14 protein-coding genes, 2 tRNA genes and 1 pseudogene are annotated in these 17,354 nt (G+C 36.7%); 15 read left to right on the top strand and 2 right to left on the bottom strand.

Translation table 11 applies throughout. The features are described from left to right. Positions 1-49 precede the first annotated feature (49 nt). Both acpS and alr read left to right on the top strand, forming a co-directional pair. Positions 50-409: a holo-ACP synthase gene (gene acpS / locus JCM6256_RS02985; protein WP_025080337.1), complete on the top strand. Its 360-nt coding sequence runs from the start codon at positions 50-52 to the stop codon at positions 407-409. Then, positions 406-1,535, top strand: a pseudogene (gene alr, locus JCM6256_RS09535) (alanine racemase). The gene acpS and the pseudogene alr overlap by 4 nt, the downstream one beginning before the upstream one ends. 68 nt (positions 1,536-1,603) lie before the next feature. Here the strand turns inward: alr and cbpA are convergent. Both cbpA and JCM6256_RS02970 read right to left on the bottom strand, forming a co-directional pair. Then, on the bottom strand, positions 1,604-2,308 hold the full coding sequence (gene cbpA, locus JCM6256_RS02975; protein WP_025080336.1) for a cyclic di-AMP binding protein CbpA: 705 nt from the start codon (positions 2,306-2,308) through the stop codon (positions 1,604-1,606). A 174-nt stretch (positions 2,309-2,482) separates the two neighbouring features. Continuing rightward, the gene (locus JCM6256_RS02970; RefSeq protein ID WP_025080335.1) at positions 2,483-3,454 is read right to left on the bottom strand and encodes an L-lactate dehydrogenase; all 972 of its coding nucleotides are present in this window, start codon (positions 3,452-3,454) and stop codon (positions 2,483-2,485) included. Positions 3,455-3,560: 106 nt separating this feature from the next. On the opposite strand from JCM6256_RS02970, the gene pth reads away from it, so the two are divergent. From pth to JCM6256_RS02905, 13 genes are all read left to right on the top strand, one after another. Next, positions 3,561-4,118, top strand: coding sequence for an aminoacyl-tRNA hydrolase (pth, locus tag JCM6256_RS02965; RefSeq protein WP_025080334.1), 558 nt, complete (start codon positions 3,561-3,563; stop codon positions 4,116-4,118). A gap of 1 nt (position 4,119) precedes the next feature. Beyond that, entirely contained in the window at positions 4,120-7,617 is a 3,498-nt protein-coding gene (gene mfd, locus JCM6256_RS02960; protein ID WP_025080333.1) for a transcription-repair coupling factor, read from the top strand. Between the two features lie 16 nt (positions 7,618-7,633). Further along, a complete protein-coding gene (locus tag JCM6256_RS02955) occupies positions 7,634-7,876 on the top strand; it encodes an RNA-binding S4 domain-containing protein (RefSeq protein ID WP_025080332.1) in 243 nt (80 codons plus the stop codon). Positions 7,877-7,944: 68 nt separating this feature from the next. Continuing rightward, a complete protein-coding gene (locus tag JCM6256_RS02950; protein ID WP_025080331.1) occupies positions 7,945-8,319 on the top strand; it encodes an FtsB family cell division protein in 375 nt (124 codons plus the stop codon). After that, positions 8,319-8,678 (top strand): S1 RNA-binding domain-containing protein, encoded by a 360-nt coding sequence (locus tag JCM6256_RS02945; protein ID WP_025080330.1) that lies wholly within the window; start codon positions 8,319-8,321, stop codon positions 8,676-8,678. Before JCM6256_RS02950 ends, JCM6256_RS02945 begins: the two co-directional genes overlap by 1 nt. 37 nt (positions 8,679-8,715) lie before the next feature. Beyond that, positions 8,716-9,993, top strand: coding sequence for a tRNA lysidine(34) synthetase TilS (gene tilS / locus JCM6256_RS02940; protein ID WP_025080329.1), 1,278 nt, complete (start codon positions 8,716-8,718; stop codon positions 9,991-9,993). A gap of 84 nt (positions 9,994-10,077) precedes the next feature. Continuing rightward, the gene (gene ftsH / locus JCM6256_RS02935; protein WP_025080328.1) at positions 10,078-12,231 is read left to right on the top strand and encodes an ATP-dependent zinc metalloprotease FtsH; all 2,154 of its coding nucleotides are present in this window, start codon (positions 10,078-10,080) and stop codon (positions 12,229-12,231) included. 45 nt (positions 12,232-12,276) lie between these two features. After that, on the top strand, positions 12,277-13,167 hold the full coding sequence (gene hslO / locus JCM6256_RS02930) for an Hsp33 family molecular chaperone HslO (RefSeq protein ID WP_025080327.1): 891 nt from the start codon (positions 12,277-12,279) through the stop codon (positions 13,165-13,167). 93 nt (positions 13,168-13,260) lie between these two features. After that, positions 13,261-14,286, top strand: coding sequence for a tRNA dihydrouridine synthase DusB (gene dusB, locus JCM6256_RS02925; RefSeq protein WP_025080326.1), 1,026 nt, complete (start codon positions 13,261-13,263; stop codon positions 14,284-14,286). A 16-nt stretch (positions 14,287-14,302) separates the two neighbouring features. Continuing rightward, positions 14,303-15,844 carry a lysine--tRNA ligase gene (gene lysS / locus JCM6256_RS02920; RefSeq protein ID WP_025080325.1) on the top strand — a complete coding sequence of 514 codons (1,542 nt, stop codon included), beginning with the start codon at positions 14,303-14,305 and terminating at the stop codon, positions 15,842-15,844. 141 nt (positions 15,845-15,985) lie between these two features. Beyond that, on the top strand, positions 15,986-16,912 hold the full coding sequence (locus JCM6256_RS02915) for a hypothetical protein (protein WP_025080324.1): 927 nt from the start codon (positions 15,986-15,988) through the stop codon (positions 16,910-16,912). 63 nt (positions 16,913-16,975) lie between these two features. Then, a tRNA-Gly gene (locus JCM6256_RS02910) sits at positions 16,976-17,050 on the top strand. A 120-nt stretch (positions 17,051-17,170) separates the two neighbouring features. Further along, positions 17,171-17,245: transfer RNA gene (locus JCM6256_RS02905), tRNA-Gly, on the top strand. Positions 17,246-17,354 lie beyond the last annotated feature (109 nt).

Here is a 17,354-nt window from a genome sequence, read left to right as displayed (position 1 = left end):
TGCAACTCATTTTTTGTACTATAATATTTTCTTGTGTGAGGTAAAAGAAATGATCAAAGGCGTAGGAATTGATTCTGTAGAAGTTGAACGCGTTAAAGAGATTGTTCAACGAGGGGATAGTTTTGCAAAAAAGGTTTTAACGCCTAATGAGTTTGCCCAGTATGAAAAAATGAAGGGGAAACGCAAAGTTGAATATTTAGGAGGAAGGTTTTCATTAAAAGAATCTTTCTCTAAGGCAATGGGGACTGGCCTTGGAAAGTATATTGGCTTTCAGGATGTGGAAACTTTGTGGGATGACTTAGGTCATCCAGTCACAACCTCCACCAAATATTCAGGAAATATTTTTTCAAGCATCACACATGATAACCATGAAATTATTACTTTTGTAGTTTTGGAGGATCCAGAATGATCACAGGTATTCACCGTCCAGCAACTGTACGTGTAAATTTGGGCGCAATTAAACAAAACATTGAAAATGAAAAAAAGCATTTAAATCCAGGACAAAAATTATTTGCCGTAGTTAAGGCAAATGGTTATGGTCATGGTGCAGTTCAAGTAGCTAAAACTGCTTTAAAAGCAGGAGCAGATGGTTTTTGTGTAGCTATCTTAGATGAAGCATTGGAACTTAGAAATGCAGATATCGTTAAGCCAATTTTGGTTTTAGGCGTTGTTTCTCCAGAATATGCGCCACTTGCTGCAGCTAATGATGTTTCTTTAACTGTTCCTAATTTAGAATGGCTTAAAGAAGCTGAAAAGTATTTGCAAAAAGAAGATTTGCAATTAAAGATTCATTTGGGTATCGATTCAGGAATGGGCAGAATTGGTTTCAACGAAGATGATGAATTTGTTGCTGCTAATAAATTCTTGGAAAATAATGATTCGTTCTTTGTAGAAGGAATGTTTGCGCACTTTGCTTCTGCCGATAGTGCGGATGATACTTACTTTAAGCATCAAGTGGAAAAGTTTAGACACATGAAGAGTTTGTTAACTGTTCATCCTAAGTGGATTCATGTAGATAACACTGCCGCAAGTATTTTTGATAAAGATATCCATAGTGATATTGTTCGTTTTGGAATTGGAATTTATGGCCTTAATCCATCTTCTAATCCAAATAGCCCTGATTTAAAGGCTGATATTGAATTGAAACCAGCTTTGTCATTTGTTAGTGAATTGACCCATGTTAAAACTATTCACAAGGGTGATGGTGTTGGCTATGGTTCAACTTTTGTTGCTGATAAAGACACTATCATTGGGACTGTCCCAGTAGCTATGCCGATGGTTGGATTCGCAAATTCAGCGGTTTTAAGGTAAAAGTTGGCGATAAATATTGTCCAATTGTTGGCCGTGTTTGCATGGACCAATTTATGGTAGAAATGCCTGAAAAGATGCCAATGGGAACTAAAGTTGTTTTGATTTCTGATAATCCTAATGATCCAAACAATATTAAGGCAGCTGCTGATTATGTGGATACAATTCACTATGAAGTTGCTTGTCTTCTTAGTGATCGTTTGCCAAGAGAATATTACGAAAACTAAAAAATAAAAATTTTGGTCATAAAAATAGCATTGAGTTTTTAGCTCAATGCTATTTTTTATTGATTCAATTATTCTTGAGGATTGTCGATAAAGACGCCTGGATTTTCATCACTCATAATTGTTAATCCAGCTTGTAAATCTTCAATTTCGGCTACTACATAGCCCTTCTTTTGAAGTTTATCCACAATTGTCTTCATAGTTGTGTCAGAAACACCAGCTGGCAAAGTAAATAAAGTTCTACGAACAAAGTTGCCGCCAAGTTCACCAGAAGCGGCATCCAAAGTCATGACACTTGTCATATTTGAGTACTTAGAAATGATTTTGGACATTTTAACAAGATTACCACGGCTGTTGTCTGACAATACAGTTAAAACGTATGAACCATGTTTAACATTCCAAGCATCTGACAACATTCTAAGCAAGCTAGCGTGAGTTAAAATACCGTAAAACTTGTTATCTTCGTCAAGAACAGAAATATATGGCAAGTCTTTAAGGTTGAAGAAGACTTTAAAGAAAGGAGAATTAACTTTAATAGTTTTAGTAGCGTTTTTAAGCAAGTAAGTTACAGGAAGATTCATATCTCCGCCTTGTGACTTATGACGGTAAATGTGCATCTTGTAAATGTTACCGCGGAAAATTGTTCCAGTATCGTCTAGGATAGGAACACATCTGAAACCTGATTCTTCAAGTATCTTTAAAGCTTCTTCCAAAGTAGCTTTTTCATTTACTGTAGTTAGGTAATCTTTTTTAAGAACCAAAGATTTGATAAGCATTAGGCTGCCTCCATCGTATGAAAAATATTTAAACAATTATAGCATACATAAAACTATAATTAAATAATAATTAAATAGTCACTAATTTTGACATTATTATTCTATCATTGATGACATAAGAAAAAAGCACCTTCTTAAAAGAAGATGCTTTTTTATGAATTAATTATTAGTTAATTATTGACGAACCTTAACGCCAGTTTCCTTGAAGGCCTTGTCCATAACCTTCTTCAATTGATCTGCAGAAGCAGTCATCAATTCTTGTTCGTGGTCGCTAAGTGGCATTTCAATAATTTGTTCAAGACCCTTACGGCCGATAACAGCTGGAGTACCGATGTGAAGGTCGTGCAAACCGTATTGACCATCCATTGGAACTGAAAGTGGAAGAACTCTGTGTTCGTTGTTAAGAATAGCCTTAACGATGAATGCAGAAGCAGTACCGATACCGTAGAAAGTTGCACCCTTCTTGTTGATGATATCGTAAGCCATGTTAGCAACTTCCTTGTGGATTTCTTCAAGCTTTTCTTCGCCCATACCGTGAGCCTTTACCCAGTCAGCAACCTTTACGCCACCAACATTGTTGTAGCTCCAAACTGGGAATTCAGTATCACCGTGTTCACCAAGCATGTATGCGTTAACTGAACGTGGGTCAACATTTTCCATTTCACCGATAACTTTTTGAAGACGGCCAGTATCAAGTGAAGTACCTGAACCGATAACACGATCCTTAGGGAAACCTGACATTCTCCAAGTTGCGTGAGTCAAGATATCTACAGGGTTAGCAACAACTACGAAGATACCGTCGAAGCCTGATTCAACGATTGGTTCAACGATTGATGATAAAATCTTCAAGTTCTTGTTAACAAGGTCAAGACGAGTTTCACCTGGCTTTTGTGGAGCACCAGCAGTAATAACTACAACGTCAGCATCCTTAGCGTCTGAGTAATCAGTTGAGTAAATGTGCTTTGGTGCTGTCCAAGGAGTAGCATCTGCCAAGTCGATAGCGTCACCAGCAGTCTTTTCCTTAACAACGTCAACGATACCAACTTCTTGAGCGATACCTTGTTGAACTAATGAGAATGCGAAGGTTGAACCTACGGCACCGTCACCAACTAAAATAACCTTATGAGGTCTTTCTTCTCTTGCCATAAATAATATCTCCTTATATTAGTGATAATTTTAACAATAGCATTATATCATGAATTTGCTGTAACTTGTGCTATCATTAATGGGATTATGAATGAGGAGTAATAAAATGAAGATAATTGCAGGATTAGGCAACCCAGGTAAAAAGTATGATCGCACTAAGCATAATACAGGTTTTATGGCGATGGATCATTACTTGGAAAAGAATAATTTAAGTTTAGATAAAGATAAATTTGAAGGCTTATGGACCAAGCAAAAAATTAATGGTGAAGATGTAATTTTGCTTGAACCACAAACTTTCATGAATGAATCAGGTCGAAGCGTTGCGCAAGTTGCAAATTTCTTTAAAGTTGATCCTTCAGATGTTTTGATTATCCAAGATGATATGGATATGCCAATTGGAAAAATTAGAATTCGCGCTAATGGTAAATCTGGTGGTCATAATGGAATTAAAAGCATCATTCGTGATTTAGGTACAGAAAAATTCAATCGTTTAAAGATTGGTATTCGTCATCCGCAAAAAACTTCAGTTGTATCTTGGGTTTTAACACCATTTAATAATGAACAACAAAAGTTAATGGATGATGCATTTGCGACAAGCGCTGATATTATTGATGACTTTATCAGTGGAAAAGATAGTCAGTATTTGATGAATAAATACAATTAAAATGCGTTTAACAGATTTTTTAAATAAAGATCAAGAATTAAGTAAATTTATAGCAAAAACCAAAAAAGTAAAAAACTCATTAGTCACTGGCGCCAATGCCGGTGCTTTTAGTCTGCTTTTAAAACAAATTGTTGAAGAAGCGGACGTGCCACTTATTTTGGTTGAAGAAAATGAAAATAAGGCTCAAAATCTTTACGGCGAGCTTAGCAGTATTATGCCAGATGATACAGTGCAAAGCTTTCCAGTGGATGCGACGATTGCAACTCAAACAGCAGTAGCGTCGCCAGATCAATTGAGCAGCCGAATTCAAAGTTTGAATTTTTTGCTTTCAGGTAAAGCCGGAATTGTTGTAACAACACCACAGGGATTGCAATATAAACTTTCGCAAGTGAGTGAATTTGCAAATGCCAAGTTGGATTTCGCACCAGAAAAAGAGTATGAATTAAATGATTTAAATTCATGGCTAATAAATTCTGGTTATCATAAGGAAGCTTTAGTTGCTCGTCCGGGTGAATTTGCAATTCGTGGGGATATTTTGGACATTTATCCTTTGGATCGTGAAAATCCAGTAAGAATGGAATTCTTTGGCGATGAAATCGACACGATTAAGGAATTCGATTTATCTAGTCAGCGCAGTCAAAAAGAAATCGATAAATTAACTATTTCTTCTGCCTTAGATAGAATTTTTTCTAGTGAGCAAATTGCAAAAGCTGCAGAAAAAATCAAAAAGGATATGGCTGATGCACCCGCTGCTGATAAAGATGTGAAGGATCATTTTACTGAAACTTTAGATCTTTTGAATGATGGCGGCTTGCCACGTAATTATGCTTTTTTGATTGATTATTTGCTTGCAAAACCTGGCAATTTGCTCGATTATTTGGCAAAAAATGGCTTGGTATTTTTAGATGATATGCCATTAATTAAGCAAGCTGTAGATAATGTTGATAAGCAAAACGAAGATTTCATAAGTGATGAATTAAAAACAGGGGCAATGCTTCCAGGACAGAAATTGCGTTTTGCTTTTAACCAAGTTTTGTCGAGGGACAAGCACAATAGAATTTATTTCTCGCTTTTTCAAAGAAGCATGGGCCGAATTCGTTTAGGTCAAATTTTAAATTGGACTACGCGTGAACCAGAACAATTCTTCAGTCAAATACCGTTAATTAAGACAGAAATTGAATCATATCAAAAGAAAAAGCAAACCGTTATTTTGCAGGCTGACAATGAAAAAAGGGCCGACCAAATAGCTCAAACAATGCTTGATTTTGATTTAAATGTGCCAATTGTAAAAAATGATGAATTGCTAGAAGGTAGAACGCAAATTACGGTTGATGGCTATGTTAGTGGCTTTAGCTTGCCAGAAGTTGATTTAGTTTATTTGACCGAACGGGAATTGTTCAATAAACGACCACAACGTAAAAAGCGCATCAAAACTTTAGAAAATGCCCAACGTTTGCGGAATTACACTGAACTTAAACCGGGGGATTTCGTAGTTCACGTTAACCACGGTATCGGACGCTTTGAGGGAATTAAGACGCTCGAAAATAATGGTGTTAAGCGCGACTATATCACTATTACTTATCAAAAGGGCGATCAATTATTTGTGCCAGCTGATCAGCTTAGCTTAGTGCAAAAATATGTAGGATCAGAAGGAAAAACACCGCATATTAACAAGTTAGGTGGCAGTGAATGGGCGAAAACCAAGCGAAAGGTTCAATCTAAGGTTGAAGATATTGCCGATGATTTGATTGAACTTTATGCCAAGCGTGAATCAGAAAAAGGTTTTGCTTTCTCACCTGATGATGAATTGCAAAAGAAATTTGAAGACGCTTTTCCATATGTGGAAACTCCTGACCAGCTTCGTTCAACTAAGGAAATTAAAGAAGATATGGAAAAACCGAAGCCAATGGATCGATTGGTTGTTGGGGATGTTGGTTTTGGTAAAACTGAAGTGGCCATGCGAGCTGCTTTTAAGGCGGTTCAAGACAATAAGCAAGTTGCATTTCTTGTACCGACAACAATTTTAGCCCAGCAACACTTCCAAACCATTCAGGATCGTTTTAAAGATTTCCCTGTTAATTCAGCGATGCTATCACGTTTTCAAACGCCAGCTGAAACCAAGGAAATTTTGGAAGAACTTGAAGAAGGCAAGATTGACATTGTAGTAGGAACACATAGAATTTTGTCTAAAGATGTTCATTTTAAGAACTTGGGCTTATTAATAGTTGATGAAGAGCAACGTTTTGGTGTAAAACATAAAGAAAAATTAAAGCAACTAAAAGCAAATATTGATGTTTTGACTTTGACAGCGACCCCAATTCCGCGGACGCTTCATATGTCCATGGTTGGAGTGCGTGATTTATCTGTTATGGAAACTCCACCTCAAAACCGTTATCCTATTCAGACTTATGTCATGGAACAGATTCCTAGCGTTGTTAAGGATGCTTGTTTGCGTGAAATGCAACGTGGTGGGCAAGTCTTTTATCTTCATAATCGGATTGGCGATATCGATGAAGTGGTTCAAAGGTTGCAAAAGCTTTTGCCAACAGCTCGAATTGCTAGTGTACATGGTCGAATGAGTCAAAATCAATTGGAAGATATTTTATATCGTTTCTTAAATAAAGAATTTGATATTTTGGTCACAACAACGATCATTGAAACAGGAATTGATATGCCTAACGTTAACACAATGATTATTGAAGATGCTGATCATTATGGCTTAAGCCAGCTTTATCAACTTCGTGGTCGGATTGGGCGTAGTGCGCGTTTAGCGTATGCATATTTCCTTTACCAGCCAAATAAAGTTTTGACTGAAGTTGGTGAAAAACGTTTGGATGCAATTCGCGACTTTACTGAATTAGGATCGGGATTTAAGATTGCCATGCGCGATTTATCAATTCGTGGTGCCGGAAATATGCTTGGCTCACAGCAACATGGCTTTATCGATAGTGTTGGATATGATCTTTATTCACAAATGCTTAGCGATGCTATTAAAGCTCGTAAAAATAAAAAGAAAATCAAGAAATCCAATGCGGAAATTGATCTTGGCTTAGAAGCATATATTCCTAGCGAATATATTGCTGATCAGGAAGAAAAAATTGAATTTTACAAGAAGATTAAAGTCGTTAATAGTCAAGACGAACTTGATAAAATTGAAGATGAATTGATTGATCGTTTTGGTGATTATCCAGTAGCCGTAGAAAATTTATTGGCAATTGCAGGCCTTAAAGTTGATGCTGACTTGGCAGAAGTGTTAAATGTAATTAAAACCAAAAAAGATCAGGTTAAAGTGGAGTTTGCACCGAATGCTTCTCATGAATTGGAAGGGCCAAATATTTTTAGAGCATTAGAGCATGTTAGCTTGAAGGCACGAATTAATATGACACCTGAAAAGCACCTAGTTGTTTTGTTGCAGCTTCCAGATAAAATGAATAATCGCATGCTTTTTAATGAATTGGCAACTTTCTTAGAGACAGCAAGTGATATTGTGCAGAGATAATTTATGAGGTAATAAAATGAGAATTGATAAATTTTTAAAAGTTTCCCGTTTAGTTAAAAGAAGAACCGTAGCCAAAGAAATGGCAGATCAAGGTCGTATTAAAGTAAATGGCCGTGTTGTTAAATCAAGTTATGATGTAAAACTTGGTGATATTATTGAAGTTGGTTACGGCACGCGTCAAGTTAAGGCTAAAGTTTTAGATATTCGTGAAACTACTAAAAAAGCAGAAGCTAGCGATTTATATGAACTAATTGATTAAGCCAATGACTTTTAATTGTGGCGCTGTTATAATGAAAACAGTATTTTTTCAGCAATAGGGGATAAAAAATGAATAACGGACCACGACTTTATAATGCGGAGAGTCCACAAGAACGTGAGGCTCGGCTAATAAAAAAACAAGCTAGAATGGAGAAAGAAATCCACCGTAAACGTCGGCAGACTATTATGGGTATTTTTGCAGTTTTGTTCATAATATTAGGAGTTCAAATTGCAGGTAAGATTTCTCAAACTCATCGAATTAATGATGAGGTCCAAGCTTCTAAGTCAACTTTAACTGAAAAGAAAAAAGAAAATGATAAGTTGACTAATCAGCGTGATGACTTGAAGGATCCAAATTATATTGCAAAGTTAGTACGTTATAAATTTTACTATTCAAAGCCAAATGAAAAAATTTATAGTGTACCTGAAGGAAAGAAAAATTAATGAAATATAAAGTTGGCAATCGTGTAAACGGTGTGATCAATAATATTACTGATTTGGGTATTTTCTTAACTTTACCAGGACATCGTTCTGGATTAATTCATCATAGTGATTTTGGCAATAATTGGCTACGTGAGAAGAATCGTTATAAGCTTGGCGATGAAATGAGAGTAGTTGTTATTCATACTTATAAGGGAAAATTAGGACTTTCTTTGAGCCGAGTTAATGATCCTGATTTGGTGGATCCGGATAATCGCTTTTCTAAAGTGACGGAAAAGGATTTTACTGAAGTATTGAATAAGACTTCTAAAGATGCCAAAGATGAAATTGAAAAGTTAAAGAAAGTATTAGTTGATAATTAATGGGTGACCCGAAAGGGTCATTTTTTTGTGGATAAAAATGAATAAGGTTATTGAGTTTTTTGATAAAAATCATTTGCCGTTAGCTGGCAAAAGATTAGTAATAGCAACAAGTGGTGGGCCAGATTCTGTAGCTTTGGTTGACATGCTTTATAAATTAAAGCATGAGTATGATTTTGAAATTATAGTTGCACATTTTGATCATAAATTGCGTAAGGATAGTGGCGAAGAAACTAACTTGCTTAAAAAATATTGCCTGAAACGTGATTTGCCTTTTGAAAATGGTATTTGGATGCGGGAAGAGAATTTGACATCTGGTGTTGAGGCGGCCGCACGTGAAGCGCGGTATGATTTTTTAGTGAAAACTGTGCATAAATTTCAGGCTGATTATTTGCTTACGGCCCATCATGGGGATGATCTGTTAGAAAATATTTTGCTCAAATTTATTCGTTCGGGAAATCCTAATGAAATGAATAGTTTGAAGGCTATTGGTGAGAGAGAAGGAATTCCGCTTTTGCGGCCGTTACTAAGTTTTTCTAAGCAAGAGCTTTTAGAATATGATCGGATTCATGGCTTGGATTTCATTGAAGATGAAACGAATAATGAAGATGAAACAATGCGTAATCGTCTTCGCCATCACGTGGTTCCGCTTTTAAAAGAAGAAAATCCTAATCTGGTGCATAATGCGCTTCGTTTTAGTGAAAATTTAGATATATTGGTTGATTTATCCGATCAAAAAATTGAGCAGGTAGGGATGCCGGAACAAATTTTGGGTAAATTTTATCGAATCAGATTAGAAAAATTAAATAATTTAAGTAAAAGTGAACAAGCATATTTTTGGCAAAGCTTTATTTGGAAAAAATGGCATCGCCGTGTAGGAAATGAGTTTAAGCAATTTACTTTGATGAATTATCAAAGCTATTGGTATTTGTGGCGTAATAAGGATGTTGATAATTTATCAGGAGAAAAAATTAAAGATATTAAATTGGACATTCCTTTTGATTTTTATGGTCAAAAAATAATTTTGTCAAAAAATCCTGATTTGAATAATGAAAAATTAGGTGATTTTTGGTCTTCAGAAAAGGAGTTTAAAGCAGGCACTTTGCCTGCTGGGAGTAAACTTCTTTTGAAAAATGGTCACCATGCTAAGGCAAAGAAAATGTTTGCAGAAGCAGGTATTCCACTTCCGTTAAGAAAATATTGTCTGAGCATCTTTACACAAGAAGAACAGCCGATTTTTATTGAAAAAACTTATGAAAACCAAACTTGGGATAAAAACAAAATACATTATTATCTTTATCGATTAAAATTTATGTAAGAACTGTTAAAACATTAGAGCTATACGTGTATTTGTGTTACACTTTTAGTCGTATATCTTTTAGAAACTTTGCGGAGGTTTTATATGAAGAATAACCGGAATCGGCTGTTATCGAATGGCCTTTTCTATATAGTAGTGTTCCTTCTGCTCCTTTGGGGTATAAACTGGGCACTTGGCGGTTCTAACAATTCTGGTAGCACCGAAAATATTAGCTATTCACAATTCGTGAAGGACTTGCGTCAAGGCAAAGTTAAAAACTTTAGCGTTCAACCTGCAAATGGCGTTTACAGCGTTTCAGGTAGCTACAAGCAAGCACAAAAGACACAGAATAAATCAAATAATAGTTTTGACTTCTTTAGTGGCAGTTCAAGCAGTAAAGTTACTCGCTTCTCAACTACAATGCTTCAAAACGATTCTAGTGTTTCTAATGTGCAAAATCTCGCACAAAAGAGCAATGCTCGAATGACTACGCAAGGAGAATCACAATCAGGCAATTGGATTTCAACAATTGTTATGCTTGTGCCAACCATTTTATTCATCGTTATGCTTTGGATGATGATGAATCAAGGTGGGGCTGGTCGTGGACAAGGTGGAATTATGAACTTCGGCCGTTCACATGTTAAACCAGAAGATCCTTCTAAGAATAAGGTCCGTTTCTCTGACGTAGCCGGTGAAGAAGAAGAAAAACAAGAATTAGTCGAAGTTGTAGAATTTTTAAAGAATCCTGCAAAATACACTAAGTTGGGTGCAAGAATTCCATCTGGGGTTCTTCTCGAAGGCCCTCCTGGTACTGGTAAAACTTTGCTTGCTCGTGCTGTAGCGGGTGAAGCTAACGTACCATTCTATTCAATTTCTGGTTCAGATTTCGTGGAAATGTTCGTCGGTGTTGGTGCAAGTCGTGTACGTGATTTGTTTAGCAATGCCAAGAAGAATGCTCCAAGTATTATCTTTATCGATGAAATTGATGCTATTGGTCGTCGTCGTGGCAATGGCATGGGCGGCGGAAACGATGAACGTGAACAAACATTAAACCAATTGTTGGTTGAAATGGATGGTTTCGAAGGTGATGAAGGTGTAATCGTTATTGCCGCTACTAACCGTTCTGATGTTTTGGATCCAGCCTTGCTTCGTCCAGGGCGTTTTGACCGTAAGGTTTTGGTTGGCCGTCCTGACGTTCGTGGTCGTGAAGCTATTTTGAAGGTTCATGCTCGTAACAAGCCTTTAGCTCCAGATGTTGATTTGAAGGAAGTTGCTCGTCAAACTCCTGGTTTCGTTGGTGCTGATCTTGCTAACGTTTTGAATGAAGCTGCTTTAGTAGCTGCTCGTCGCAATGGTACAGAAATTACTGCTTCAGATATTGATGAAGCTGAAGACCGTGTAATTGCTGGTCCAGCTAAGAAAGACCGTCTTATTTCTGAAAAAGAAAGACGTCGTGTTGCTTTCCACGAAGCTGGTCACTCAATCTGTGGATTGGTATTAAGCGATTCAAGAACTGTACGTAAGGTTACAATTGTTCCTCGTGGTCGTGCCGGTGGATACAACATCATGCTTCCTAAGGATGATCAATTCATTTTGACCAAGAATCAATTATTTGAACAAATTGTTGGTTTAATGGGTGGTCGTGCTGGTGAAGAAGCAACAATTGGCGATAAGTCAACAGGTGCTTCTAATGACTTTGAACAAGCAACTCAAATTGCTCACAGCATGGTTGTTAACTACGGTATGACTGATGAACTTGGTATGGTTGAGCTTGAAAAAGAAGGCGAAACCAATCCTTATGGCATGAAGCCTTACAGTGAAGCAACCTCTGCTAAAATTGACGAAGCTGTTAAGAAGATCTTGGATAAAGCACACGCTAAGGCTCTTGAAATTGTTGAAAAAAATCGTGAAAAACACCGTCTTATTGCGGAAGCCTTGCTTAAGTACGAAACTTTAAACGAAAAGCAAATTATGGCTTTATATAAGACCGGTAAGATGCCTGAAGCAAGTGATGAAGAATATCCAAGCGAATCTAAGGCTTCAACTTACGAAGAAGCTAAGGCCGCAGCCGAAAAGAAAGAAGTTTTAAAGGCTGAAAAGAAGGATCAAGATGCGGAAAAAACTGAAGAAGTAAAGAACGCATTAGATACTCCATCAGAAAAGAAACTTGATCAAGAAGATAACAAAGATGATCAAGAAAAAGCTGATCAACCTGAAACTTCAGAAAATAATTCTTCTGATAATAACGAAGATAAATAAAGAATAGGGCCTGTAACGGGCTCTATTTTTTTAGGGAGAACAATTATGAATGATTATTTAGTAAAAGCTATTGATAAAACCAAAAACTTAAGATTATTGACTGTTACTGCAAAAAATTTAGTAGGCGAAGCACAAAAGCGTCATGATACGTGGTCAGCTTCTTCAGCAGTTTTGGGCCGTACTTTAGTTGGAAGCTTGCTTTTGGCAGGTGCAGAATTAACTGATAAAGAAGAATTAACTGTTCGTCTTCTTGGCAACGGTCCTGTTGGCCCTACAATTGTTACTGCTAAGTCTGATTTGACAGTGAAAGGCTACGTAAAGAATCCCCATATTGCTTTGCCACCTAAAGAAGATGGTCACATTGATGTTAAAAAAGCTGTTGGTCAAGGCTGGCTTGAAGTAACTAAGGACTTGGGTTTGAAGTCACCTTACACTGGTGAAGTGCCAATCGTTTCTGGTGAAATTGCGGAAGATTTTGCGTACTATTTAACCAAGTCTGAACAAATTCCTTCGGCCGTTGGTTTGTCTGTTTTTGTAAATCCTAACAACACAATTGGTGAAGCGGGTGGCTTCATGCTTCAAGCTCTTCCTGGTGCTAGTGATGAATTAATTGATCGTACCATTAAGCGCATTAAGGCTTTACCAGCATTATCAACTTCATTTTTAGCAGGAATGACTCCAGAAGATTTAGCACGCAAGATTTTAGGTACTGACTGCAAGATTCTTGAAAAAGACGATGTTGCTTACAAATGTGATTGTTCTAAAGAAAAATATGCTGGTATCTTGGAAACATTGAAGACTCAGCAACTTGAAGATATGATCAATGAAGATCATGGTGCTGAACTTACTTGCAGCTTCTGCGGTGATAAGTATCATTACACTGAAGATGAATTAAAAGATATTTTAGCTAAAAAGGAAGCTGAAAAAGATTATTAATAAAAAGCCGAAATTTGCTTTTAATAAGTCTCTATGGTTTGCCCCTAGAGGCTTTTTTGTTACAATATTGGAGTATTTGAAAGGATGATTTGAGTGGAGAATAGCTGGAAGATTCGTGACATTACTATTCCTAATCGAGTAGTTGTAGCACCAATGGCTGGAGTTTCTAACTCCGCTTTTCGCGTGGTCTGCAAAGAATTCGGTGCAGGATTAGTAGTTTGTGAAATGATCTCTGATCATGGAATTATTTATCGTAATAAGAAAACTTTGCGGATGATGCAAGTTGATCCACGTGAACACCCAATGAGCATTCAAATTTTTGGTGGTACGGAAGAAACTTTGCTTCAAGCTGCGCAATACGTTGATCAGCATACTGATGCCGATATTATTGATATCAATATGGGCTGTCCAGTTCCTAAAGTTACTAAAACTGATGCTGGTTCAAAATGGCTTCTTGATTCTAATAAAATTTATCAAATGGTTCATGCAGTAGTGCAGAATGTTTCAAAACCTGTTACAGTTAAAATGCGTATTGGTTGGGATCGTAAGCATATATTTGCTGTTGAAAATGCTTTGGCAGCTCAAGAAGCAGGGGCTTCGATGATTGCCATGCACGGTAGAACTCGTAAGCAAATGTATCAAGGCGAAGCTGACTGGGAAACCTTGCATGATGTTGCCCAAGTTCTTGATGTGCCTTTTGTTGCCAATGGTGATATTAGAACTCCTGAAGATGCTAAAAGAGCGTTGGATGAAATTGGCTCAACAGCTGTAATGGTAGGTCGTGCAGCTTTAGGGAATCCGTGGATTTTAAAAGACATGGTTCATTATCTTGAAACTGGCGAAAAGCTTAAACCTCAAACTGTTCGTGAAAAAGTTGAAACTGCTAAACACCAATTAAATGGTTTGGTAGAATTAAAGGGCGAAAAGATTGCTGTCCCAGAATTTCGTCAACAAGCGGCTTACTATTTAAAAGGTATTCCCCGCTCAGCGCGTACTCGTGCTAAAATAAATGAAGTATGGACACGTCAAGAAGTATATGATTTGCTTGATAATTTTGTAGATGATTATGAAAAACATCAAGCTCAGCGTGAAGCTAGACGTGCTATAGTGAACAAATAAATGGAGGAAAGATAAATTGGCAAAGAATGAAATGAATGACCAATTGATCGTTCGTCGTCAAAAGATGGACGAATTACGTGAAAATGGCATTGAACCATTTGGTTCTAGAAAGTTTGATCGTCAAGATTTAGCTCGTACTTTGGAAGAAAAGTATGGTAAAGAAGATAAAGAAGAATTAAATGCCGATATGCCTAAGACCAAGATTGCAGGTCGTATGCTTGCAAAACGTGGTAAGGGTAAGGTAGGCTTTGCTGACCTTTACGACCGTACTGGTAAGATTCAAATTTACGTACGTAAAGATATTGTTGGTGAAGATAACTACAAGATCTTTAAGAAATCCGATATCGGTGACTTTTTAGGTATTGATGGTGAAGTTATGAAGACCGATACTGGTGAATTAACCATTCGTGCTCTTCACGTAACATTCTTGTCAAAGGCACTTCGTCCATTGCCAGACAAATATCATGGTTTGAAAGATGTTGAACAAATTTACCGTCAACGTTACCTTGATTTGATCACTAACCGTGAAAGTTACATGCGTTTTGTTCACCGTACACAAATTATTCAAGCTGTTCGTAAGTACTTAAATGATCGTGACTTCTTGGAAGTTGAAACTCCAGTTCTTCACAACATTCCTGGTGGTGCCGAAGCTCGTCCATTTATTACTCACCACAATGCTTTGGATATTAACCTTTACATGAGAATTGCTTTGGAACTTCCATTGAAGCGTCTTATTGTTGGTGGTATGGAACGTGTTTACGAAATCGGTCGTGTTTTCAGAAATGAAGGTGTCGACACTCGTCACAACCCAGAATTTACTGAACTTGAAACTTATGCTGCATACTGGGACTTCCACGATGTAATGGATGAAGCAGAAGGTATTATTAAGGCTGCAGCTAAGGTTGTAACTGATGATGGTAAAGTAAATTACCAAGGCACTGAAATTGACTTAGGCAAGCCATTCCGTCGCGTTCACATGGTAGATTTGATCAAGGAAAAGACTGGCGTAGACTTCTGGAAGCCAATGACTCTTGATGAAGCTAAGAAGGTTGCCGAAGAACACGGTATTCATGTTGAACCATTCTGGAAAGTTGGTCACATTATCAATGCCTTCTTCGAAGAATTTGGTGAAAAGACTATTGTTGATCCAACATTTGTTTATGGTCACCCTGTAGAAGTTTCACCACTTGCTAAGAAGAATGCAGATGACCCAAGATTTACTGATCGTTTCGAAATCTTCATTATGGGTACCGAATACGGTAATGCCTTCTCAGAATTGAACGATCCAGATGACCAACGTGCACGTTTTGAAGCACAAATGGCTGAACGTGAAGCAGGTAACGATGAAGCTGATATGATTGACGAAGATTACCTTCGTGCAATGGAATTCGGTATGCCTCCTACAGGTGGTTTGGGTATTGGTATTGACCGTTTGGTAATGCTTTTAACTGATGCCCCAGCTATCCGTGATGTGCTTTTGTTCCCAACAATGCGTCCTGAAAAGGTTGAAGACGTTGATGCAGAAGTTAAGGCTGATTTAGCTAAAAAGAATAAGTAATAAAATATTTTTTAAATAATAGTTGACTCTTATCTATGGTGAAATAGATAAGAGTCTTTTTTGTTTTGAAAATTAGGTAATTCTATATTTTTCGCAAAATAGCATGGTGATATAATAAACGAGATTGGGAGGAGTAAAATTATGAAATTTAAAAAGATAGCTTTTTTAGCTTCAGTTTTCTTTTTTAGTTTAATTGCTGTTGGAGTTATTACTAATCAAAACATTAAGGCTGATGGTGAGGAAGAAGATTATCATGAATCATCTTCAAAATTGATAAATGATATGTTTAACCAACGTGGATTGTTAAAAAATGATGCTCCAGCCGATATTCTTAAAGAATCAGAAGTTGCTGATTGGTACGAAAGTACCTTCGTTATTTACAATAGGCATTATCATGATTTTAATCATATGCCTTATGGGACTTATACGATCGGGAATGAAATGTATACCTGCAATTGGAAGAAACCAAATAATCAAAATTTGAAACTTACCTTCTATACGACTGTTAATAACCCTAAGACAAATGCAGAAATTAATGCGGCTACTACAGGAACTGTGAATATCCCAGCAGGTAAAAATAGCGGATATGGCTTTGGGGTTATCAAGGTTAAATGTGATGAAAATGGAATAAAAATTTTATCACATAAAGATTATGACCATGATCCCGCTTCACCATATTCAGTAAAACAGGTTAAAAATATTTTCTTAAAGAATTTAACTTTAAAGACTAAAGGAAAAAATGTAGCAAAATCAAGTTTTATTGGCAGAAAGCCTAGATTTATTTCAAGTAGAATTTCTTTAACTAAGTCTGATGTAAAACAAAAGAATAAAATTAGATCATGGCTTTCACATAAGGGAAAGTTACCAGTTAATGAATATGACTTTAAAGCACATATGAAGGTTAACAATTTTAAGCCAAGTAAGAGAAACAGAAATTATCAACTTGTAGACAAAGACGGAGATACAGTTGGTGAAATTAAAGTACCAAAAAATTCCAGAAATGGTAATGGCAATATTAAGGTAGACTTAAGTTTGACTTTTGATAATTATTTTTTTGATGTTAAGTAATTAAATGTTTTTTTAAAAAGTATTTGCAAAGAAATTGATCTTTGTTATAATGCTTTTTGTATTGCGGAAGTAGTTCAGTGGTAGAACATCACCTTGCCATGGTGGGGGTCGCGGGTTCGAATCCCGTCTTCCGCTCCAGAATAAAACGGCTCACATATGCGAGCCGTTTTTGTTGTTCTTTTTTAGAAAATATATTTTTAATTTTTTTAAAAAAGGTATTGCAAAGTTGTATCCATTTGCTATAATAATAACTGTTCTGCGGAAGTAGTTCAGTGGTAGAACATCACCTTGCCATGGTGGGGGTCGCGGGTTCGAATCCCGTCTTCCGCTCCAGAATATAAAGGCTCACATTTGTGAGTCTTTTTTGTTACTCTTTTTTGGAAAATATATTTTTAAACTTTTTTTCAAAAAAAGGTATTGCAAAGTTGTATCCATCTGCTAT

The sequence above is a fragment of the Lactobacillus hamsteri DSM 5661 = JCM 6256 genome (assembly GCF_000615445.1).
GTDB classification, from domain to species: domain Bacteria; phylum Bacillota; class Bacilli; order Lactobacillales; family Lactobacillaceae; genus Lactobacillus; species Lactobacillus hamsteri.
The sequence above is the reverse complement of the archived record's forward strand: the minus strand, read 5'-3'. Positions and strand labels throughout refer to the sequence as shown.